General features: G+C 36.9%; 18 protein-coding genes and 1 pseudogene. 12 read left to right on the forward strand and 7 right to left on the reverse strand.

Annotated features, from left to right (window positions below; translation table 11 throughout):
- The first annotated feature begins 107 nt into the window (after positions 1 to 107).
- The 3 genes from H6F62_RS05745 to H6F62_RS05755 all read left to right on the forward strand — a co-directional run bounded on the left by H6F62_RS05745 (position 108) and on the right by H6F62_RS05755 (position 4,595).
- Positions 108 to 2,258, forward strand: coding sequence for a peptidase domain-containing ABC transporter (locus H6F62_RS05745; protein WP_137908551.1), 2,151 nt, complete (start codon positions 108 to 110; stop codon positions 2,256 to 2,258).
- 89 nt (positions 2,259 to 2,347) lie between these two features.
- Positions 2,348 to 3,751 (forward strand): HlyD family efflux transporter periplasmic adaptor subunit, encoded by a 1,404-nt coding sequence (locus tag H6F62_RS05750; RefSeq protein WP_190371548.1) that lies wholly within the window; start codon positions 2,348 to 2,350, stop codon positions 3,749 to 3,751.
- A gap of 184 nt (positions 3,752 to 3,935) precedes the next feature.
- On the forward strand, positions 3,936 to 4,595 hold the full coding sequence (locus H6F62_RS05755) for a hypothetical protein (protein ID WP_137908553.1): 660 nt from the start codon (positions 3,936 to 3,938) through the stop codon (positions 4,593 to 4,595).
- A 240-nt stretch (positions 4,596 to 4,835) separates the two neighbouring features.
- Here H6F62_RS05755 and htpG read toward each other — a convergent pair whose 3' ends face one another.
- On the reverse strand, positions 4,836 to 6,791 hold the full coding sequence (htpG, locus tag H6F62_RS05760) for a molecular chaperone HtpG (protein ID WP_190371549.1): 1,956 nt from the start codon (positions 6,789 to 6,791) through the stop codon (positions 4,836 to 4,838).
- Between the two features lie 186 nt (positions 6,792 to 6,977).
- Between htpG and H6F62_RS05765 the strand changes: the two genes are divergently transcribed.
- The 6 genes and pseudogenes from H6F62_RS05765 to H6F62_RS05795 all read left to right on the forward strand — a co-directional run.
- Positions 6,978 to 7,175, forward strand: coding sequence for a hypothetical protein (locus tag H6F62_RS05765; RefSeq protein ID WP_137908555.1), 198 nt, complete (start codon positions 6,978 to 6,980; stop codon positions 7,173 to 7,175).
- 95 nt (positions 7,176 to 7,270) lie between these two features.
- The gene (locus H6F62_RS05770) at positions 7,271 to 8,842 is read left to right on the forward strand and encodes a family 10 glycosylhydrolase (RefSeq protein ID WP_190371550.1); all 1,572 of its coding nucleotides are present in this window, start codon (positions 7,271 to 7,273) and stop codon (positions 8,840 to 8,842) included.
- A gap of 134 nt (positions 8,843 to 8,976) precedes the next feature.
- Positions 8,977 to 9,555 carry a hypothetical protein gene (locus tag H6F62_RS05775; RefSeq protein ID WP_137908556.1) on the forward strand — a complete coding sequence of 193 codons (579 nt, stop codon included), beginning with the start codon at positions 8,977 to 8,979 and terminating at the stop codon, positions 9,553 to 9,555.
- Positions 9,556 to 10,053: 498 nt separating this feature from the next.
- Positions 10,054 to 10,284, forward strand: coding sequence for a hypothetical protein (locus tag H6F62_RS05785; RefSeq protein ID WP_137908557.1), 231 nt, complete (start codon positions 10,054 to 10,056; stop codon positions 10,282 to 10,284).
- A 71-nt stretch (positions 10,285 to 10,355) separates the two neighbouring features.
- Positions 10,356 to 10,619, forward strand: coding sequence for a hypothetical protein (locus tag H6F62_RS05790; protein WP_137908558.1), 264 nt, complete (start codon positions 10,356 to 10,358; stop codon positions 10,617 to 10,619).
- Between the two features lie 308 nt (positions 10,620 to 10,927).
- Positions 10,928 to 11,123 (forward strand): annotated as a pseudogene (locus tag H6F62_RS05795) (element excision factor XisI family protein); the annotation flags it as partial.
- On the opposite strand, the gene H6F62_RS05800 reads toward H6F62_RS05795, so the two are convergent.
- From H6F62_RS05800 to H6F62_RS05830, 6 genes are all read right to left on the reverse strand, one after another.
- On the reverse strand, positions 11,118 to 12,023 hold the full coding sequence (locus H6F62_RS05800) for a hypothetical protein (RefSeq protein WP_190371551.1): 906 nt from the start codon (positions 12,021 to 12,023) through the stop codon (positions 11,118 to 11,120). The pseudogene H6F62_RS05795 and the gene H6F62_RS05800 overlap by 6 nt on opposite strands.
- 337 nt (positions 12,024 to 12,360) lie before the next feature.
- Positions 12,361 to 12,651, reverse strand: coding sequence for a type II toxin-antitoxin system RelE/ParE family toxin (locus H6F62_RS05805; protein WP_137908560.1), 291 nt, complete (start codon positions 12,649 to 12,651; stop codon positions 12,361 to 12,363).
- A 2-nt stretch (positions 12,652 to 12,653) separates the two neighbouring features.
- Entirely contained in the window at positions 12,654 to 12,914 is a 261-nt protein-coding gene (locus H6F62_RS05810; RefSeq protein ID WP_137908561.1) for a type II toxin-antitoxin system ParD family antitoxin, read from the reverse strand.
- 611 nt (positions 12,915 to 13,525) lie between these two features.
- Complete coding sequence (locus H6F62_RS05820) at positions 13,526 to 15,610, reverse strand: NAD(P)H-quinone oxidoreductase subunit 5 (RefSeq protein WP_190371552.1); 2,085 nt, start codon at positions 15,608 to 15,610, stop codon at positions 13,526 to 13,528.
- Between the two features lie 282 nt (positions 15,611 to 15,892).
- Positions 15,893 to 16,300 (reverse strand): thioredoxin domain-containing protein, encoded by a 408-nt coding sequence (locus tag H6F62_RS05825; RefSeq protein WP_137908563.1) that lies wholly within the window; start codon positions 16,298 to 16,300, stop codon positions 15,893 to 15,895.
- A gap of 449 nt (positions 16,301 to 16,749) precedes the next feature.
- Complete coding sequence (locus tag H6F62_RS05830) at positions 16,750 to 17,466, reverse strand: NnrU family protein (RefSeq protein WP_190371573.1); 717 nt, start codon at positions 17,464 to 17,466, stop codon at positions 16,750 to 16,752.
- 242 nt (positions 17,467 to 17,708) lie between these two features.
- Here H6F62_RS05830 and H6F62_RS05835 point away from each other — a divergent pair, with 242 nt between their 5' ends.
- The 3 genes from H6F62_RS05835 to H6F62_RS05845 all read left to right on the forward strand — a co-directional run bounded on the left by H6F62_RS05835 (position 17,709) and on the right by H6F62_RS05845 (position 21,291).
- Positions 17,709 to 18,722, forward strand: a complete 1,014-nt coding sequence (locus H6F62_RS05835) for a LysR family transcriptional regulator (protein WP_137908565.1) — start codon at positions 17,709 to 17,711, stop codon at positions 18,720 to 18,722.
- A 148-nt stretch (positions 18,723 to 18,870) separates the two neighbouring features.
- The gene (locus H6F62_RS05840) at positions 18,871 to 20,250 is read left to right on the forward strand and encodes a serine/threonine-protein kinase (protein ID WP_137908566.1); all 1,380 of its coding nucleotides are present in this window, start codon (positions 18,871 to 18,873) and stop codon (positions 20,248 to 20,250) included.
- A 33-nt stretch (positions 20,251 to 20,283) separates the two neighbouring features.
- The gene (locus H6F62_RS05845; RefSeq protein ID WP_190371553.1) at positions 20,284 to 21,291 is read left to right on the forward strand and encodes a substrate-binding domain-containing protein; all 1,008 of its coding nucleotides are present in this window, start codon (positions 20,284 to 20,286) and stop codon (positions 21,289 to 21,291) included.
- The last annotated feature ends 100 nt before the right edge of the window (positions 21,292 to 21,391 follow it).

Raw genomic sequence — 21,391 nt, forward strand, 5'->3', positions numbered from 1 at the left:
CAGATAATTTTATATTCTACTATTCGGATTATATTTACCAGTGTTTACTACCAATTCAATAGAAATAAAAATAATATATTTTGATTCTTTTCTATGGTTATTTATTTATGAAACTCCAATTTGTTAAACAACATAGTGAAGAAGATTGTGCAGCAGCTTGTTTAGCTACAATATCCAAATATTATGGTCGTAATTTTACCCTCAGCCGCATTCGGGAAGTTGTTGGAACTGGACAATTTGGAACTACTTTATTAGGGTTAAGACGAGGTGCAGAAAGCCTGGGTTTTAAAGTTAATCCAGTCAAAACATCATCGGAAATAATTAATCGAATGAATGAAGCTCCCTTACCAGCAATTATTCACTGGAAAGGAAATCATTGGGTTGTTTTATACGGTAAAAAAGGCAAAAATTTTGTCATTGCAGATCCCGGAGTTGGGGTTCGTTATCTTTCTAAAAAAGATTTAATTGATGGTTGGAAAGATTGGTTAATTCTCTTGCTAGAACCAGATCCTATTCGCTTTTTTGAACAAGAAAGTGATAAAACTGGTGGCTTTTGGCGTTTCTTTCGACGAGTTTGGATTTATCGGGCCATTTTAGTCCAAGTTATACCTTTAAATTTGATCTTGGGTTTGTTATCTTTAGCTTCTCCTTTTTTATTACAAATTCTTACTGATGATGTGTTAGTTAGAGGTGACACAAAATTACTAACTACTGTAGCGATTTCCGTAGTAGTTATGAATTTTGTTTCTAATAGCCTTTCCTTTGTCCAATCTAACTTAATTGCTAACTTTGCTCAACGCTTACAATTAGGGCTAGTTTTAGATTTTGGTAGACAAATTTTGCGTTTACCTTTAAGTTATTACGAAGCTCGACGCAGTGGTGAAATAGTTAGTAGATTGCAAGATATTGAACAAATTAATCAATTAGTGGCTCAATTGGTTGTTACCTTACCCAGCCGATTTTTTATTGCCTTGATTTCTCTAAGTATCATGATTTTTTATAGCTGGAAATTAACCGGAATAGCGTTATTAATCTCCGTATTAATGACATTATCAACTATTATTTTTCAGCCAACTTTACAACAAAAGACTCGTGAACTTTTAGTTCAAGAAGCGGAAACTCAAGGGGTTTTAGTCGAAACTTTTAAAGGAGCATTAACTCTCAAAACAACTACCTCAGCACCCCAATTTTTAGATGAATTAGAAAGCCGTTTTATTCGTCTAGCTAATCTCATGTTTCGCACTATCCAAATTGGCATCATTAATAATACTTTTTCTGGTTTTATCTCTGCTATTGGTGGTGTTATTTTACTTTGGTTCGGTGGCTATTTAGTAATTAATCCCGCTGAAAATCTCAGTATTGGTAAATTACTAGCATTTAACTCTATGAATGGGAATTTTTTGGGTTTAATTGGTACAGTTATCGGCTTTGTTGAAGAATTTACTCGTGCGAAAACTGCAACCCAACGTTTAACAGAAGTTATTGATGCTACTCCAGAAAATGAAGATTATGGCAAAAAACCTGTTGTAAAAATTCCCGAAAATGTTGATATTTATTGTAAAAATTTGAAGTTTCACTATGCAGGAAGAATTGACTTTTTAGAAGGTTTTTCTTTAACAATTCCTGGTGGTCAAGTTGTGGCTTTAATTGGTAAATCTGGATGCGGTAAAAGTACCTTAGCTAAATTAATAGCTGGATTATATCCTCTGCAATCTGGTAATATCCAAATTGGAATTTATAACCTTCAAGACCTTTCTTTAGAATGTCTGCGTCAACAAGTGGTTCTTGTTCCCCAGGATGCTCATTTTTGGAGTCGTTCTATTATTGATAATTTTCGATTAGGAGCGCCTCATGTTAGCTTTGAACAGATTGTTCAAGCCTGTAAAATTTCTGGTGCTGATGAATTTATCAATAAGTTACCGGAGACATATCAAACTATTTTAGGAGAATTTGGTGCTAATATTTCTGGTGGACAAAGACAAAGATTAGCCATAGCTAGAGCCATTGTTACAGACCCACCAATTTTGATTTTAGATGAATCTACTGGGGGACTTGATCCAGTTAGTGAAGCCCAAGTTTTAGACCAATTATTTAAACATCGTCGAGGGAAAACAACTATTTTAATTACTCACAGACCTAAAGTAATTAATCGGGCTGACTGGATTGTTTTGATAGATCAAGGTAGGTTGAAATTAGAAGGTTCTTTAGAGGATTTACGCAATAAACCAGGAGATCATTTAGATTTTCTAATTCCTTAATTTCCCTTGTATTTACCTCTTATAAAGGGGGGAAAACCATCTGGTACTTCTGATAGGAATCCTATATATCATTCATTATTTAGATAACTATGCTTTACACTGATAATCAAGAATTTAATTCTGTAATTGGAAATGATAATTCACTTCCACCTATAAGTAGTTGGACATCCCTAGCAGGTTTATTTCTGATTGGGACTGTTATTACTGGTATTTATTTATCTTCATGGGTGAAATATAATGTTACTGTCAAAGCTAATGCTATTGTTCGTCCCATAGGTGAAACTCGTGTAGTGCAATCAAAGGTAGAAGGGACTATTAAAACTATCTTAGTCAAAGAAAATCAAATTGTTAAACAAGGAGATGTAATCGCCATTTTAGATACTGAACAATTGCTAATTAAAAAAAGTCAATTAGAAGAAAATATCAACCAGAATAAATTACAAATTTTACAAATTTATGCTCAAAACCGGACTTTAAATAATCAAATCATGGCTGAAAAAAAAGTCATACAAAGGGTTATTATTGCTGCTCAGGAGGATTTATTAAAAAATCAAAGGGAATATGAAGAGCGAAAGGTTAATACTGAAGGTGAATTAATAACAGCCCAGCTAAATATTCAAAAACAATTAGTAGATTTACAAAAGGCTGAAGCTGACTTAGAATTTGCAAAAGTGGATCGTGATCGCTATCAACAGTTGGCAGAAATGGGGGTAATTGGTAACCGAGAATTTGAGCAAAAACAGCTAGTTGTTCAACAAACAACCTTAACACTGGAAACTGCAAAAAAAGCTGTTGATATCGCTAATATAAAAGTTAAATTAAATAAAGCTGCAATTAATCCAACTACGGCAATGATGAATATGGCACAAGAACGTATTGCTCAAGAAACTGCTAAAGGTGAAGCAAATATAGCTGCTCTAAATAAAGAAAGGGTAGGCTTAATTCAGCGTTTGGTTGAAATACAAACTCAAATAAAACAATTACAAAAAGAACTTCAACAGCTAGAAAATCAGCGAAAAAATAGCACTATTGTTGCTACTAACGATGGGATTATTTTGAAACTAAATTTACGAAATTCTGGACAAGTTGTTCGCGCTGGTGAATCTATTACTGAGATTGTACCTGATGATCGTAATTCTTTAGTAATTAAAGCTCTGATTCCTAGCTCAGAAATTAATAAAATTACTGTTGGTCAAAAAGCACAACTTCGTGTTGATGCTTGTCCATATCCTGATTATGGAACTGCTAAGGGCGTTGTTAAAACGATTTCTCCTGATGCAATTACACCTCTAAGCAAAGATACAAATACTGCAATTTCTCCTGGTGCTAACTACTTTGAAGCTACAATTCAACCCGAAAAAAGTTCATTTGGAAATAATGATCGTCAGTGTTTTCTTCAGTCGGGAATGAATGGTACGGCCGATATTATTTCTAGGGAAGAAACAGTATTACAATTTATGTTAAGAAAAGCCAGATTGATTGCTGATTTGTGATTAGCTAACCAAAAAGTAGCGACATTCCATCAAACCTCTCTACAAGGGTTATAAAAAACATACAGCAAATTTTAGGTTTATGAAGTACCACAAATATCTCACCCTAACTTTTCCTTTTCCTAAGAGTGAATAATCTCCCCCCCTTTACAAACAGGGTAATTTCTAATTTAACTAAGTCATAATCATGATCAAGTTTATGACATCTGAGCCAAGAATTAAGCAAGCATTACAGTGGTGGTTTTATAGGGAATTTCTCAAACTATTTCTAGAATCTGAAAAAGTCCGTGATGATTTATTACAAGAATCTTTTACAATCCGACGTAATTTAGATTTATTAGTTATGGATAAACTAAGTTTATCAGTGACAGAAATTCAAGCACATATCAAAAAAATTGATAACCTTCATCATTCTTTAGTACAATTGAGCGATCGCTTATGTCCGATATCTATTCAAGATAGCTTACCTTTATGTATTGAGTGTTTACTAGAACCTTGGATTAACTCCTATCCCCATCTAGATTTTCAGGTTAATATGCCAATTTACTGGAGAATTGAAGAACCTGAATCTAGTTGGATAATTTTAAGGGTTTTAGAAGAATTACTCAGAATAACTTTACCAGAAACAGGAATTTTACTCCCCATTTATATTCATGTAACTCTCAAAGAAATAGGAAGTATAGCACTATTGGCTGTAAAAATTTCCTATCCTGATCTGTCTACTTTGATTTTTTATTCCCATTTACCAGAATTAGAATATCTTTACGATATCTTTAAATTATTAATATCAGGTAAATGCTCATTTTTTCACAAGCATCTGATGTCAACTTGGCACTTTTATTGGTAACTAATTTGGCGTGAATAATTGTCACAGGACTTACGCAACTGGCAAAACAGATCACTAGTGAAGGAAGCCAAGTGGTCATTTAAATCAGACCAAATACATCTAAACATCTGGACGCTTTAGTTGCACCAATTAGATAAACCAATTAGATAAACCAATTAAATAAACCAATTAAATAAAAAAGTATCCCCTCTTCGGAAGAGACGCTGTAAACAACGTCTCCCTACACTTGATTGTTATTTTCTATTTACTTGCTTGTTCCGTTAACTTAGTTAGCACATCATTAGAACGTTCTACAAAGGATTTCATCCCCTCTGCATTAAAACCTTTTTGAGACATTAATGCTAAATCATAAACGTGCTGACAAATTATGGTCACTAATTGACTCGTATGGGATACACCATCACCATGAATAATAGTACCCTGATTAAGATTAATCAAGTTTTGAATTAACGGGTGGGCAGTATTTACTAGCAAAATATGTTCTTCGGGAAATTCAGTGGTTTGCTGCTGCATCATAGCGGTCATTTCCCGCATCCGACGCAGAAATTCCGGTAATAATACCATTGCTGGTGGTGTTCCTTGGGGGTCATCGGATTTCAGTGACTCAGTGCGGATGTTCAATTTTGGCTTATTCAGTGCCTTCTCAAATAGTTCTTTAATCACTTCTCCTTTCGTCTTGTTGGTGGTGGGATCAACAATTTCACCAGTTTTGTCCTCTAGAAGGGTATTATCTAAATCCGAGTCCACCCGTGTAAATTTAACATCCCGATATTCTTGTTCGAGGAAGTTAATAAAGTGGGTATCAATAAAGGAGTCCATAAATAGGACTTCTAAACCCTGATTTTTGTGCAGTTCAATATAGGTATATTGACTTGCTTCATCTGTGCTGTAAAATACTTTATTTTCATGACGTTCTTTATTCCGTTCCAAGTATTCTTTCAGGGTTATATATGGTAAATTAATACTATTAGCTGAGGTGGCATCTTGCCAAGCATCATCTTCAGCGGTTTGAACTTCAACCGCTGCTGCGGCTTCTAATTTAGCCGTAGTGCGGAAAACAATGATATCTTCTACCTGTTTTTTGAATTTATCATCATTGAGAACACCGAACTTGACAAATGTTCCCAAATCTTTCCAGATTTTTATGTATTGTTCCCTGTCATCGCGGTATAATTCCTTTAGTCTATCGCCAACTTTTTTGGCAATATAATCTCCTATTCTCTTAATAGTGCGATCGCCTTGTAATGCACTTCGAGAAACATTTAAAGGAATATCAGTGCTATCAATTACACCTCGCATTGGCATTAAAAATTGGGGAATAATTTCCTCACAATTATCACTGACAAACACCTGATTACAGAATAACTTAATTTGTCCCTTGGTAACATCTACATCAGGGCGCATTTTCGGAAAGTAGAGAATACCATTAATTACAAAGGGATAATCTGTATTTAAATGTACCCATAGCAAGGGTTCTTCCTGAAAAGGATACAAATAGCGGTAAAATTCTAAATAGTCTTCTTTAGTAAGACTACTAGGAGAATCACGCCATGCAGCTTTTTGTTTATTTAAAGTTTCCCCATCCATTTTAATGGGAACCGGCATAAAATCACAATAGGTCTTGACAAGATTCCTAATTCGTGCTGGTTCTAAAAATTCCTCTTCTTCCCCTTCCAAGGTGAGAATAATTGTAGTTCCGTGACTGGTACGTTGGGACTCATCTAAAATAAACTTAGGAGAACCATCACAAGTCCAACGAACTGCTTGTGCGCCTTCTTTGTATGAAAGAGTATCAATTTGTACTTGTTTGGCAACCATAAAAGAAGAGTAGAAACCCAAACCGAAATGACCGATAATCGGTTGGTCTGCTTTTCCTTCATACTTGTGAATAAATTCCTCAGCACTAGAGAAAGCGACTTGGTTAATATATTTTTTTACTTCCTCTGCTGTCATTCCAATCCCATTATCAGTAATGGAGAGAGTTTTGTTGTCTTTATCAATGCTAATGGTAATTTCTGGTTCACCAATTTCACCATTATATTCACCAGCGCGGGACACCATATTTAACTTTTGGATAGCGTCTACCCCGTTAGATACCAGTTCCCGCAAGAAGATTTGATGGTCTGAGTAGAGAGACTTCTTGATAATTGGGAAAATATTCTCAGTATGAATACTGATGTTACCTTGTTCTAGCATAGTTATTCGTCGGTTTTACTTGCAGATATAGATTCTGAAAATCAATTTTCGGTGATTTTATCTTTTTTGGGGTAAGGAATACCTCTTATTTATAATTCGGATTACACTACCATGATCATGATTATTGAATATCTTCGATAATTATGCCGATAATAAGTATATTCAAATATTTTTAGTCAAGATTTTATGAACCCTATAACCTTAACTACTGCTATGACTACTATATTTCTCACGGGAGCGTTACAGAAACTGGGTGAAAATTTTAGTGATGTTTTAATGCAAAAGGTTCGTGACATTATTAGTAGATGGGAACCAACAAGCCAAATTTGTTCCGAATTGGGACAAGAGCAATTATTTTTTCACTCTCTGATTTTTGTGGTATAAACTCAATTGGGAATACTACAAACCTCCGCTTTTTATCATAAACAAGCTGGGTTGATTGTCACCAAGTTTGTTGACGAATACGAGTTTTAAATGATATGTCTAATTGCAACTGGAAATTTTTAAGATCAATTATATCTTGGCAAAGTTTATTGACTGTAATTATTAGTCATAGCTTATTGATTCTTAACTTAGAAGCCCAAGCAGCCAAAGCTTCTCTTCCCCACCAGAGAATAAGCCAAAGGGACGAGCCTCCCCGGAGGGATAGGACAGCCCTACCCATTGCTCAAAAGAGAGAAGATTGTCGGGTATCATCAAAAGCAGCCCAACAAAAAGATAAATTACGTTTATTAGCTCTTGCAAACAATAAAGAGGCGAAAAGGGACTATCAAAAACTACTAAAACAGCATACAGAAGAATTACAAGAATGCCGCAGTCGAACTTGGCCAGAGACTCAAGCTATTTGGTTACGTTTATATCCTTGTGATATCCAACCAGGAGCAATTGATCAAATTATGGATCGAATTGTTAACCAAGGCTACAACCAAGTTTATTTAGAAGTATTTTATGATGGACAGGTACTATTACCAGCAGCAACAAACCCGACAGTTTGGCCAGCAGTAGTTCGGATTCGTGGTGCAGAAAAAGTAGATTTATTAGCCGTAGCCATCAAAAAAGCGCAACAAAGGGGGTTAAAAGTATATGCTTGGATGTTTACCAATAACTTTGGTTATACCTATGCTCAACGTCCAGATAGACAAAATGCGATCGCCCGTAATGGCAAAAATCAAACCAGTTTATCCGTAGTAGAGGACGGATCTCAAGTCTTTATTGATCCCTACAATCCCCAGGCTAGAAGCGATTATTACCGCATGGTGCAGCAGGTGATCCGCCGTCGTCCTGATGGTATTCTCTTAGACTATGTACGCTATCCCCGCCAGTCTGGTGCGGATTCCATTGTTACCAAAGTTCAGGACTTATGGCTATTTACCCCCGCCACCCAAGAATTTTTATTTCGCCGCGCCCAAAATTCCAAAGGGCGGGAATTAATTCGCCGGTTTCTCACTAAGGGATATATTAGCAGCGGCGATATAGCGGAAGTTGATCAACGCTACCCGCAAGAAGATGAACCAATGTGGGAAGGGCGTATTCCTGCGAAAAAACAAAAATCTCTGACTTCTTCAGGGGAAAAACAGCGCATTTTGCAATTAGATTTGTGGTTACTCACCGTTGCTCATGCTATGCAAGGGATCTTAGATTTTGTCGCTTTAGCAAGTTATCCCGCCAAACAACAAGGTATACCCGCCGGAGTAGTCTTTTTTCCCGAAGGAAATCAAGCTTTAGGACAAGGGTATGATTCCCGGTTGCAACCTTGGGATAAATTCCCTAGCATCTTAGAATGGCATCCCATGTCCTACGCAACTTGCGGTGATGCTAGTTGTATTGTAGCGCAAGTAAAACAGGTTTTAGCACTGAGTAAACCAGGTACAAAAGTTATTCCCGCTTTAGCTGGTCACTGGGGGGAATCAATTAATAATCGTCCATCCTTGGAAGCGCAAATGCAAGCACTATACCAATTATCTCCTCAAATTAAGAGTGTGAGCCATTTTGCTTATTCTTGGCAATATCCTGAACATGATAGTGAACGGAAATCTTGTAATTTTCGCTAAATTTCCCTAGATATTGTATTCTAGGAGAATTTTGTTATCTGCGGGATCTAGATAGAGGACTTAAGCAAATGTCATATTAAATATCTAGAAATATCTAGGGTGCGTCAAACTGGGTAAATACTATCAACAAACAGATGAATCACAAAACTACATTACTAACTTTTGCGCCTGTGACTATCACATTTTTTTCTGTCACACTCGGAACAGTCATTGCACAGACAAAACTCACCAGTCAAGCCAAAGTAACTGTCAATAGTATGGGTCCAGTAAAAATAGGGATGAATCTTCCTGAAGCTGCTGCTGCGGCTAATACTCGTTTATCTGTTAGCTATGCTGGAAGTGATAGTTGTTACTATCTACAAACGGAAGGAGAACTCAAAGGTGTGTCATTTATGGTGACAAAAGATGATGTTAAGAGTCGTCTCCAATATGTTACCAGCGATGTTATTGCCAGAGTAGATGTAAATAATCCCAAAATAACTACTGTTTCTGGTGCAAAAATTGGTGATACAGAAGCGCGAATTAAATCACTTTACCCTGGACAAATTAAAGTTACACCCCATAAATATACAAAGGGATATTATTTAACTTTTATTCCCAAAAATAAAGCCGAACAAAACTATCGCATTGTTTTTGAAACTGATGGTCAGCGTGTAACTAGGTATAGAGCGGGTAAACTACCAGAAGTGGAATATGTAGAGGGATGCAGTTAAGTTGATTTTTAGTAAAATAGACAATTCTATTATGTCATCTCCAGCAATTACCACTGTAATTAAGAGGATTTACAGGATTTTTTATGAATATTTATCTGAGAATATTTCAGGTTTTAAAGATGAGTTTTTTCTTCATCTTGATATGGCTACGCCACGCTACGCTATCAGACAGTAGACAGTAGCGTGTGTTAGCAAAGCGTAACGCACCAAAATTTATTAAATTTAATCTCATGAATTAATGTGAGTTACGTTTATGGGACAATTATTCATGTAGATATTAGAGATGAAAAAATTTGGATTCAGAGAGATTGTACAATCCCTTGGTTCTCTCCCCTTGAGAACAGCAGAAACTAAAATATTAGTATCAATAATCACCTTCATTCTCCACTCTGATAAGCATTTTCAGGATGTTTCCCCGCATAGTGGAATATGTTGAGGGATGCAGTTAAGTTTATATTTAGTAAAATAGACTGGTAAGGTTTAAAAGGAAATTAGATTATGTCATCTCCAGCAATTACCACCGTAGTTAAAATGATGGAATCTTTATCTGAAGATGTACAAGACAGAATTGCAGAACATCTGAGAGAATATTTGGCAGATTTGCAAGATGAACTTAAATGGGATAATTCATTTAAGAAAACTCAAGAAAAATTGATTGCATCTGCTCAACGTGCTAAAAGAGAGATTGCGGAAGGACTTGCAAAACCAATGGACTATGACAAGTTATAAATTCAGGATTTATATCTGGCTTCAGAAAAGACTAGATTTGGTGTATATACCATTAGAGGTTATCAACACCTATGAAGTCAGCAACCCTTCCTTCTTTTTGGGATGAATATCAGTCTCTTGACAAGCAAGTTAGACAGAGTGCGAGAAAAGCTTATCGGTTATGGAGAGAAAATCCTTTTTATCCGTCTTTGCATTTCAAATGTATAAATAACCAGGAAAATATTTGGTCTGTCAGGATAAATCTCAATTATCGAGCAATTGGGGTTTTGGATGGTGATACAGTTACATGGTTTTGGATTGGTAGTCATGACGATTATGAAAATTTCTTTTCATAATCAGAATCAGGATACTCAGGATTTTCTGTGAATAATTATCTAGGGATATTTCAGGTTTTAAAGATGAGTTTTTTCTTCATCCTAAAAATGCTTAATTGTCTGAATCAGGATACCCAGGATTAGAGGATTTACAGGATTTTTTATGAATATTTATCTGGGAATATTCCAGGTTTTAAAGATGAGTTTTTTCTTCATCTTGATATGGCTACGCCACGCTACGCTATCAGACAGTAGACAGTAGCGTGTGTTAGCAAAGCGTAACGCACTAAAATTAATTAAATTTAATCTCATGAATTAATGTGAGTTACGTTTATGGGACAATTATTCATGTAGATATTAGAGATGGAAAAATTTGGATTCAGAGAGATTTTACTGAGGAAGGGGTAGCTAGTGAGTTGGTAGAATTGGGAGTACCAAACGGATATTGTTTTAGGTTTTAAGCCACCTTATATGAGACAGTTTACTGATTTTGTATCTATCATCATACTTTTGAAAATATTATAGATATTGTTGTAAATAGTCTATATAATCTTGGCATCTATCCATACAAGGACTTCTTAAGTATTGATAGTCATATTCATATTCTATAAAAAGTGGATATGTTTCTATATCTTCTATATCTTCTAACCCAGATATGTTTAAATATTCTACATACCTCTCTAAATCCTTCTCTAAATCCCCCTTTTCTAATTCTAAATTCTTAATATAGGCATCTTTTTGAGCAATCTGCTTTTGCAATTCATTCGGATAAATATTATTGTTGTTACTTATCTCATTTAATCGTGATTCTTTATCATTAAGATTTATTTCTAGCTGTTTAATTCTTTGAATATTTTGATTATTTTCAATTTCTAACTTTTGGATATCATTATCTTTTTGAGCAATCTGGAATTGTATATTTTCTAGATAACTATGATTATTACTAACTTCAAATGTATTCCGTTGCAATTCTAAATCTCTTATTTTCTCAGTGAGAGATTGAATTTGCCCTTCTAATTGTTGAACGCGATTATTCAAATTAATTTTTTCTTGTGTAAGTAATTCACAATTAGATTGCTGGGTAATAATATTGGCTTCTAATAACGAGATATTTTGTAAATTTCCAGCTTTTTCTATTTCTAAAGTTTGAATATAAGCATCTTTCTGAATTATTAAAGATTGCAGATTATTTGATTCATGTTGAATCGGCTCTAACTCAATATTATGATCTGATTTAGACTGTAGTAACTGGTTTTTATTATTTCTAAATAATAATCTTATAATTAAGATTATCGCTATTAAAATGCTAATGATACAGCAAGTAGCTTTGAGTGAGGTACACATTATGCGGGCAAGATGCCCGCACCACAAAAGTTTTATCATTAATATCTGTACTTCATAATACCGGAAACTGCCGTATATCATACAAATACCTCTTTAATCACTAATTAGGTAAAGTTAACTTTGTAAAGATGTGTAAAAATAAGTAACCATTATTGAAGTTCATGAAGAATCATAAACTATTCGCTATCAGTAGGACTGACATAGCTTATTTAAGCTTGTTTACTCAATTTTTAGTTTGCGTCTTTGCGCGAAACAAAAAATATTCATAACCCGGCGAATATAATTCGCGTCTGCACAGACAAAACCCGCCGAGTTCAAAAATCTTGCTTTTAGTCCACTCAGGTGGACTTCGTTTGTATAGCCGCGTTCGCGTAGCGTGCTGGAAGCATCTTTCTAATCGCCAGGGCTTCTCAATTATTCATTGAAACAAAGACTCCAAATCTCGATAACCACTAACTACACGGACAATTTCAATTCCACCATTAATAACTCGATAAAGAATCACGTAACCATCTAAAGGAACACCCCGCAAATCAAACCTAATATTTTCATAGCTACGCCCCATATTAGGGAAATTAGCTAAATACTGACACCTCTTTTCAAACTCATCAACAAAACGCTCTCCAGCATCAATATTTCTAGTAACAAAATAATCAATAATTTCTGATAAATCACGACTAGCTTCTGGAGAAATCATAAGTATTTTCATCCTTATCTCTCTCTCGCTTGACGCAACTTATCCCGCAATTGTGAAATCACAACTTCCCCATTAATACCTTCACCTCTATCTAATTGTTCAATAGCAACATCCACCTTTTCCCGTGTTTCTTCCACCCAATTCTGATAACCCTTATCCCACTCCAAAAGCAATTTTAACGCCTTACTAATTACATCTTCAGGATTTGTATATCTACCTGTGGCAATTTGCGCTTGAATAATTTGCTCTAATTCCGGTTTAATTTGGATATTCATAATTTTACCTTTTTATACTAATTGCTCAAAATCTCGAAGAGAAAAACCTTTCCACTTTAAAAGTCTATAGGCATAAGCTTTTTTTAACATTAAATAATCAGCACTCACTCGTAGAGATTTCAACAATAACCTATCAGATTCACTTAATTGATTATTTTTATTTTTTTCTATTTTCTAATAGTTGAAAATGTAATTCTTGCTGACTTTGGTGTAATTTGACTTTGAGCAATATTTAATAATTCCTCAATCGTTAACTCTTGCATAGCTATTAATTCTCCTTATAATTTCAGATGTGCATACTTTTGGTAATGAATAATATTTCAGATTTTATTGATTTTCAAGAGATTCAGATTGAGAATTGGTTTGTTTAGATTATAAATATTTTTTGTCTGAATCAGGATGCCCAGGATTAGAGGATTAATAGGATTTTATATGAATATTTATCTGGAAATATTCCAGATTTTAAAGATTAGTTTTTTTCTTCATTCTGTACATCCTTAAATCCTGGATATCCTGATTCAGACAGTAGGGTGTCATTAACTCCGTGTCCTCTGCGCCTGGAGTGGTTCGTTAAAAACAATCCAGGGGCGGACAAACCGCCCCCATTAAAATCAGGTAACACCAAAAACAATCACCAAGCCCAAAACAGCCCCAAAAACGATCAAGGCATAGAATTGAACCCGACCATTTTCCAAGTATTTCAAACCTTCACCACTGACAAGAGTAAAGAAACCCGTGAGATTAACAGCACCGTCAACAACGCGGAAATCAACTTCCATCACTTGTCTAGCCACACGACGCAAACCGAGAACAAAAACACGATGATAAATATCATCAAAGTACCATTTATTCAAGGATAAATCATAGAGTGGTTGAATTTTAGAAGCGATCGCACTAGGATCGATTTTCCGAGCCAAATACATCAGCACCGCTAAAGTAATCCCAATCACAGAAACCGCCACAGAACTACCAGCCATCACATAAAATTCATGGGGGTCAAATTCCGCAGCCTTTTCCAGAACTTCGGCTAAAGTTTCGCTAGGGGGAAAGATAAACTGCTCAAAATAATTGGCATAGGGAGTACCCACCAAACCAATTAACATAGAAGGAATAGCCAAAACCACCAAAGGTAAACTCATAGTCCAAGGAGACTCATGGGGAGAATGGCTGTGTCCGTGGGATTCATGGGAATGACTATCTAATTCTCCCTTTTTCATCGCCCCAGGACCGAAATTAGGAGCTAATTCTGCTGTACCTGATTTTTGTGCCAAAGCAGCAGCAGCATTTTTGAGTTTTACCTTGATTTTCTCATCATTACCCCGGAATTTACCTTCAAATGTTGAGAAATACATTCTAAACATATAAAAAGCTGTAATTCCTGCTGTCACCCAACCAATAAACCACAGGAAGGGGTTAGCAGCAAAGGCCGCGCCCAAAATTTCATCTTTTGACCAGAAACCGGCAAAGGGAGGAATCCCCGCAATGGCCAAGCAACCAATCAAAAAGGTGAAACCAGTCACGGGCATATATTTCCGCAGTCCACCCATTAAGCGCATATCTTGCGCTAGTACGGGGTCATGACCAACAACTGCTTCCATACCATGAATTACCGAACCAGAACCCAGGAATAACATCGCTTTAAAATAAGCGTGAGTCATCAGGTGGAATAAACCGGCGCTATAAGCACCCACTCCCATGGCCATGACCATATAACCAAGTTGGGAAATAGTGGAATAAGCCAAACCCTTTTTAATGTCATTTTGGGTAATGGCGATAGTTGCCCCTAAAAACGCCGTCAATGCGCCAGTAAAAGCAATTACGTTCATTGCTGCTGGCACATTTTCAAATACTGGATACATCCGGGCAATGAGGAATACACCCGCTGCTACCATTGTCGCTGCATGGATGAGGGCAGAAATGGGAGTAGGACCTTCCATTGCGTCTGGTAGCCAGACATGGAGTGGGAATTGGGCCGATTTAGCAACAGGTCCAAGGAAGACTAAAATCGCCAACACAATGGCGAGGAAATTGCTAATAGAGCCAGTTTCTACTAGGTTTGATAGGCGATCGCCCATGACCATAAAATCAAAGCTTCCTGTCGCCCAGAACAGCCCCAAAATGCCTAATAATAAGCCGAAGTCACCGACCCGGTTTGTAACAAATGCTTTTTGGCAGGCCTCTGCTGCGGCTTTGCGGTCATACCAAAAGCCCACTAGGAGGTAGGAACACATCCCCACCAATTCCCAGAAAATGTAAACTTGTACCAGGTTGGGGCTGACCACCAAACCTAACATGGAAGAGCCAAATAAGCTGAGATAGGCATAAAACCGCACATAACCGGGGTCATGAGCCATGTAGCCATCGGTGTAAATCATCACCAAAACTGCTACTGTGGTGACAATTACCAGCATTAAGGCTGTAAGGTGGTCAATAGTGTAGCCCATAGTCAGGTGAAAATTTCCTGCTGCTGCCCATTCCAGGGTGCGGAGGTAAGGTGCATGGCCTTGAATTTGACTCCACAGCAAGGCCGACGACAGAACCATAGAAGCTCCCATAAGGGAGATAATGACTACAGCATTTAATTGTCGCAGGCGGTTTGTCACCTGATTGATCGAGATTAGCCCTAGACCGACTAGCATTGCTCCCAAGAGAGGTAATACTGGAATCAGCCAGGCATACTGATAGATTAATTCCATCACTAACGCCTACTTTTAGAATTCTGTACAAACAAAGGGTGAGTTAACTGAAGAATCAGAACTGTTAGTAATTGTGACATAGACCCTTGAGGATAAAATACCCCACCTGATACCCTTTGAGTGGGGTGTTAAGCATGGTTTTAGATTTGGGACTCACCAAGCACCAAATCAATTAAAATAGCTTACTGAGCCTACTGTAATGCTTACGCCTCTAAAATAGCCTAACAGTCAGCCTTGGGGCTATAAAATTTCTAAAAACTTCTGCTTTTTGTCTTTTGTCACTTACTTTTTAATTGCACTTAATTGTACATCGTTGTATTTTAATTCGGCTGTTTTTATGCCAGTGTCAGTTTTATTAGTGATTTTGTAAGTAAGTTGAATTGCTTCTAAGGCTTGACGTAAATCGTCTCTACCACAAAAACCTTCTAAGCGTTGCTTGACTATTCCTTTTTCAATTAGCAGTAAAGTCGGTAGGGATTTGAGGCGATAGGTATTAGACAACTTGAAATTTTGATCAGCGTTGACTCCGGCCAACTTAATTTCATCACCACATTGGGTTTGAAATTGCAATAAAAGCGGGTGAATAACGCGACATAGAGCGCACCAGGGCGCTTCAAAATAAACTAAAACGGGAACTGGAGATGCCAAAACTTCTTGATTAAATGTCCGTTCACTGACCGAAAACACCATGATGCCTCTTGGAATATAAGGTTTTTATATGAAAACAAAAACAATGGTCAGTAGCAGCAATTGGTAAGTCATTAAAAGAACATCTGATTTTTAGATTTTTCTGTGAACAAATAAACCACCGTGAATGTCGCGCTGGCTGTTCTCAATGTTCAAATCCTGATTGCTATTGACTACTACTGCCTTATAAGACTTTGACAATGCTGATAGCGTATATTGCTGTAGTTCATACATTGCTGTTTATTTCCCGTTTTTACCAAGGTAGAAAGCTACTTATTGTTTACGGGGATAAATTCTGCCTGAGACTGAGGAACAAATCCTTTTTTCCACCTTAGTGAAAAACAGTCTCATGATAGATGCTGAAATTTATCCTACATTGTTTTGGTAGCAAGTGATGATCACAAAATTTTATTAAATTTATATTTTTTGTTAATCTTGGGGATCAGACGAAACTACCACATTATCCTACTTGTTGCCACGAATAACAAGGGGTGAGACCACCATAATAAACCAGTAAAAATGGCAACTCCTAAATAAGCAGGACGCAGAAATTCCTGCCAGTTTAAAGATTGACGGCCATCAATAATTGCTTGAAAGGGAATAATAGAAGTCCGCTGCTTGAGAAGTGCAAAAGCTTCTCCATAGCGTTGACTTAAACGCCGATCTCCATGCCATACTCCAAAAAGGTGATGTAGTATCAGACCTATTGAAGTAACAAGAGTGAAGCTAGTACCTAACCAGAGAGTATGGGCTACACACCAAATTACCTGTCCCACCATTTGCGGGTGACGGGTAATACGGATAATCCCGGTTTCATAAAGATGAACTTGGGGCTTTTGAATAGCGGCAATTTCTAGTAAATTGAAGGTAGCCGGATATAAAAACAAAAAAGATACAGCAGATAATATCCAAACTAATGTTCCTACCCCCGGAATACCTTGCACCTGCCAAAGTTGCCATCCATCATAACGATGATTAAAAAAGTAAACAATTAATAGCACGGCTAAGGGTAAGCTGATTAATGCGAATAAAATGCGATAAAGCCGCGGTCCAATGTATTTTTCAGCCCAAGGACGCATAGCAGCACCTCCACTATGGGCAATTGCAAAAACTAATTGTAACCCCAGTATGACAAAATGACTGGGAGTAAACCAAGAATTGGGCATGATAGATAAAACTCAATTTAAGATTCTCAAAAACGAAAGAAGTTACTATTTATGGGTAAACATTGGGTAAACATCTTGAATTTTAACAGATTATACACGACAGGATTTCTGTCAATATGTTGTGGTAAGTGTTTTAGTTAGTTCTTTAAATTTAACTATTGCCTAAATTATGACTAGTCGCAAAGCTACTCACCCCGATTTATTTTTCCAGCTACTCATACATCCAAATTTCTGGGTTAAGCCTTATGTCTGACCTTCCTTTTACATTAGATCAGTTACGTATTCTCAAAGCTATCGCCCAAGAAGGGAGTTTTAAACGGGCTGCTGATAGTCTTTATGTCTCCCAACCGGCTGTCAGTTTGCAAGTTCAAAACCTGGAAAGGCAATTGGATGTTCCCATATTTGACAGGGGAGGCCGTCGCGCTCAATTAACAGAGGCGGGACATCTACTCCTGAGTTATGGGGAAAAAATCCTCAGTTTATGTCAGGAAACCTGCCGCGCTATTGAGGACTTGCAAAATCTTCAAGGTGGTACATTAATTGTCGGCGCGTCCCAAACCACTGGTACTTATCTTTTACCGAAAATGATCGGCTTATTCCGACAAAAGTATCCAGATGTGGCTGTGCAATTGCACGTCCATTCTACCAGACGCACCGCTTGGAGTGTTGCCAATGGCCAGATTGATCTGGCGATCATTGGTGGGGAAATTCCCGCTGAATTGGGGGAGTCTTTAAAAACTATTCCTTATGCTGAGGATGAATTGGCACTCATTTTACCCACGTCCCATCCCTTTGCTAAATTAGAAACAATCCAAAAAGAAGACCTATATAAACTACAATTCATTGCTCTCGACTCCCAATCAACCATCCGCAAAGTTATTGACCAGGTGCTGGCACGTTGTAATATTGACACCAGGCGGTTTAAGTTGGAAATGGAACTTAATTCCATAGAAGCGATTAAAAATGCCGTCCAGTCTGGCTTAGGTGCTGCCTTTGTCTCTACTTCTGCCATTGCTAAAGAATTACAAATGGGTGTTCTCCATCATGCACCAATCCAGGACGTTGTAGTCAAGCGTACACTTTGGTTAATATTTAACCCTAGCCGTTATAGATCCAAAGCAGCAGAGGCTTTTAGTCAGGAGATATTACCTGAATTTGCTAACCCAGTTTGGATTCAGGATATGTTAAAGTTAACACAAATGGATCTAGTCGTAAATACATTAGACCTAGCGGCACCAAACCCTACTGATGGCAGTTAAAAGATTCCAGTATCATTAGATTAATTGCTAATGACTACTGGACTAAATCGGACTTAATTTATTAATTTGATACTGCATAAATACCTAAATTACAGTAATTATCCAGTTTAAATGCGTAACAGCTTAATCACCACTGACTAAAGATAATATGCAAGTCCACTGCACTCGTCCCCACTGTCAACGTCCCGAAAATCACTTTACTGATTTAGATGATATTCACACCTTAAAAACAGTACAACAGAAATATTGTATTACCTGCGGTATGCCGCTGATTTTACGTGACCGATATTTGCCAATTAAACTTTTGGGTCAGGGGGGTTTTGGTGCGGCTTTTTTAGCAATTGACCGCGATACTCCCAGTTTGCGTCAATGTGTGATTAAACAATTTCAGCCCAGCATTAATTTAACAGAAGAAGCCTTAGAAAAAGCCAAAATTCTCTTTGCACAAGAAGCAGAAGTTTTAGAAGCAATAGGTAATGAACATCCGCAAATACCTAATTTATTTGCTTTTTTTACGATTACAGTTCCTAGTTTACAAAGCTTACAAATAAATAAACCGCAGCAGTTTTTTTATTTAGTTCAGCAATATATTCATGGACAAACTTTAGAGGAAGAATTAATTCAACAGGGTAATTTTTCTGAACAAAAAGTTATGGAAATACTCAAAGAAATTCTCCCAGTTCTCCAGTTTATTCATGACAGAAATATTATCCATAGAGATATTAAACCTTCCAATATTATGCGTTGTCGTGATGGTAAGCTCTTTTTGCTAGATTTCGGTGCAGTTAAATTAATTGCTAATGCGTCCCCTAGTTCTACGGGCATTTATTCTTTAGGATTTGCACCTCCAGAACAAATGAACAGTAGTCAAGTATTTCCATCTACGGATTTGTATGCCTTAGCTGTTACTCTATTAACGTTACTGACAGGTCAAGAAAGGAGTAAGCTATTTAACGCTTATACAAATCAATGGCAATGGCGGGCGCAAATCACCCTGAAACCGCGACTGGCAGATATTTTAGATAAAATGCTCCTACCTGCTGCTAGTGAGCGTTTTCAGTCAGCACAGGCGGTGCTAGAGGCTCTTTTTCCTCCTTCGGTTGCACCAACAACATCATCACAATTCCCAACTCAACCACCTCACCCACAACCAATTCAGCCTCAAGTATCAAATCAACCAACTTTTACTATTTGGGAATTATTATCTGGGGCTGCTTTTAGTGGGTTTGAAGGGGCATTAATTGCGATCGCTTTTTTCAGTTTATCCAAAAATATTATCATCACTTTTCTAATTTCTATTGTGATTTTGAGTGGTTTAATTTTCGCTCAAACTAGACGCTGGCTGGAAAAATTTGATTTGCTAATTATCCCCGCAATCAGTTTGACAATTATATTTTTTATCCCTTATTTACGAGGTGATATTGGCATTGAGCAAATAATTATTTTAGCTGTGGCTGCGGCGTTAATTTCAATGATATCAACAACCTTATTTAAGCTCATTTATAAACTATTATCTTCCCTGCTTTAGAAAAAATATCCTTAACCCCAAAACCACAAACTTATGTCTCCCAAAAAAGAAACTCTTCCCCTGCTTCTATATTTGATTGCTACCATTAGTTTAATGTTGGTTGGTTCATCGTTTATCATTTTTATAATTAGTTCCGAGATAACATCTACTTCTCCCAGTTCAGTAACTAGTTGCAACGTCTCTAATCTTCCCCAAGGGATTTTTAGTTATGGTGGTAGTACCACCTGGGCTACTCTTCGTAAAGACGTAGATTCTGTACTACAAAAAATTTGTCCTCAGTTTGTTTTACGTTACATACAACCACTTTTTAAAGACCCAGGTTCGGGAACTGGGATTCAAATGTTGATAGATAATCAACTAGCTTTTATTCAATCTTCCCGCTCCATTAAATTAGAAGAAACCAGCCAAGCGCAACAAAAAGGATTCAGGTTAAAAGAAATTATCGTAGCAATTGATGCTATTGCGATCGCAGTTAATCATAACTTAAATATCCCCGGATTAACCACTGCCCAGATTAAAGATATTTACACTGGTAAAGTTACTAACTGGCAAAAATTAGGTGGTGCAAATTTACCTATTATTCCCTTATCCCGCAGTCAAGAAGCTGGTGGTACAGTGGATTTTTTTATTGAATATGTTCTTAACAAAGATAAATTTGGTAACAATGTTAATTACATTCCTACAACCACAGAAGCCCTGAGAAAAATAGCCAATACTCCGGGGGGAATTTATTACGGTTCCGCTCCTGAAATCGTCCCGCAATGTACCATTAAATCCCTACCAATTGGACGAACAAACGGGCAATTTGTCACACCTTATCAACAACCAGAAATAGCTCAGTCTCAATGTCCAAATCAGCGTAACCAGTTGAACACTGAGAATTTTCGCAATGGAAATTACCCAATCACCCGCAACTTATTTGTAATAATCAAACAAAATGGTCAATCAGATCAACAAGCTGGAGAAGCTTATGCAAATTGGTTATTAACATCTCAAGGTCAAGAACTGATTGAAAAAGCTGGGTTTGTAAAAATCAAATGACCTTTATACCCGACCCTAAATCTTGTGGTGCGGGCATCTTGCCCGCTATAATTATCCAAATCTTGCCCGCTATAATTATCCAAATCTTGCCCGCTATAAT

The organism is Anabaena sp. FACHB-1391, assembly GCF_014696755.1.
GTDB classification, from domain to species: domain Bacteria; phylum Cyanobacteriota; class Cyanobacteriia; order Cyanobacteriales; family Nostocaceae; genus Dolichospermum; species Dolichospermum planctonicum.

Bases quoted from the DNA above. Each gene is read 5' to 3' on its own strand.
- H6F62_RS05845 (WP_190371553.1), top strand. From the start codon at position 20,284: ATGTCTCCCAAAAAAGAAACTCTTCCCCTGCTTCTATATTTGATTGCT.
- H6F62_RS05770 (WP_190371550.1), top strand. From the start codon at position 7,271: ATGTCTAATTGCAACTGGAAATTTTTAAGATCAATTATATCTTGGCAA.
- H6F62_RS05765 (WP_137908555.1), top strand. From the start codon at position 6,978: ATGAACCCTATAACCTTAACTACTGCTATGACTACTATATTTCTCACG.
- H6F62_RS05820 (WP_190371552.1), bottom strand. From the start codon at position 15,610: ATGGAATTAATCTATCAGTATGCCTGGCTGATTCCAGTATTACCTCTC.
- H6F62_RS05775 (WP_137908556.1), top strand. From the start codon at position 8,977: ATGAATCACAAAACTACATTACTAACTTTTGCGCCTGTGACTATCACA.
- H6F62_RS05750 (WP_190371548.1), top strand. From the start codon at position 2,348: ATGCTTTACACTGATAATCAAGAATTTAATTCTGTAATTGGAAATGAT.
- htpG (WP_190371549.1), bottom strand. From the start codon at position 6,791: ATGCTAGAACAAGGTAACATCAGTATTCATACTGAGAATATTTTCCCA.
- H6F62_RS05755 (WP_137908553.1), top strand. From the start codon at position 3,936: ATGATCAAGTTTATGACATCTGAGCCAAGAATTAAGCAAGCATTACAG.
- H6F62_RS05835 (WP_137908565.1), top strand. From the start codon at position 17,709: ATGTCTGACCTTCCTTTTACATTAGATCAGTTACGTATTCTCAAAGCT.
- H6F62_RS05825 (WP_137908563.1), bottom strand. From the start codon at position 16,300: ATGGTGTTTTCGGTCAGTGAACGGACATTTAATCAAGAAGTTTTGGCA.
- H6F62_RS05790 (WP_137908558.1), top strand. From the start codon at position 10,356: ATGAAGTCAGCAACCCTTCCTTCTTTTTGGGATGAATATCAGTCTCTT.
- H6F62_RS05810 (WP_137908561.1), bottom strand. From the start codon at position 12,914: ATGAATATCCAAATTAAACCGGAATTAGAGCAAATTATTCAAGCGCAA.
- H6F62_RS05805 (WP_137908560.1), bottom strand. From the start codon at position 12,651: ATGAAAATACTTATGATTTCTCCAGAAGCTAGTCGTGATTTATCAGAA.
- H6F62_RS05785 (WP_137908557.1), top strand. From the start codon at position 10,054: ATGTCATCTCCAGCAATTACCACCGTAGTTAAAATGATGGAATCTTTA.
- H6F62_RS05840 (WP_137908566.1), top strand. From the start codon at position 18,871: ATGCAAGTCCACTGCACTCGTCCCCACTGTCAACGTCCCGAAAATCAC.
- H6F62_RS05800 (WP_190371551.1), bottom strand. From the start codon at position 12,023: ATGATATACGGCAGTTTCCGGTATTATGAAGTACAGATATTAATGATA.
- H6F62_RS05745 (WP_137908551.1), top strand. From the start codon at position 108: ATGAAACTCCAATTTGTTAAACAACATAGTGAAGAAGATTGTGCAGCA.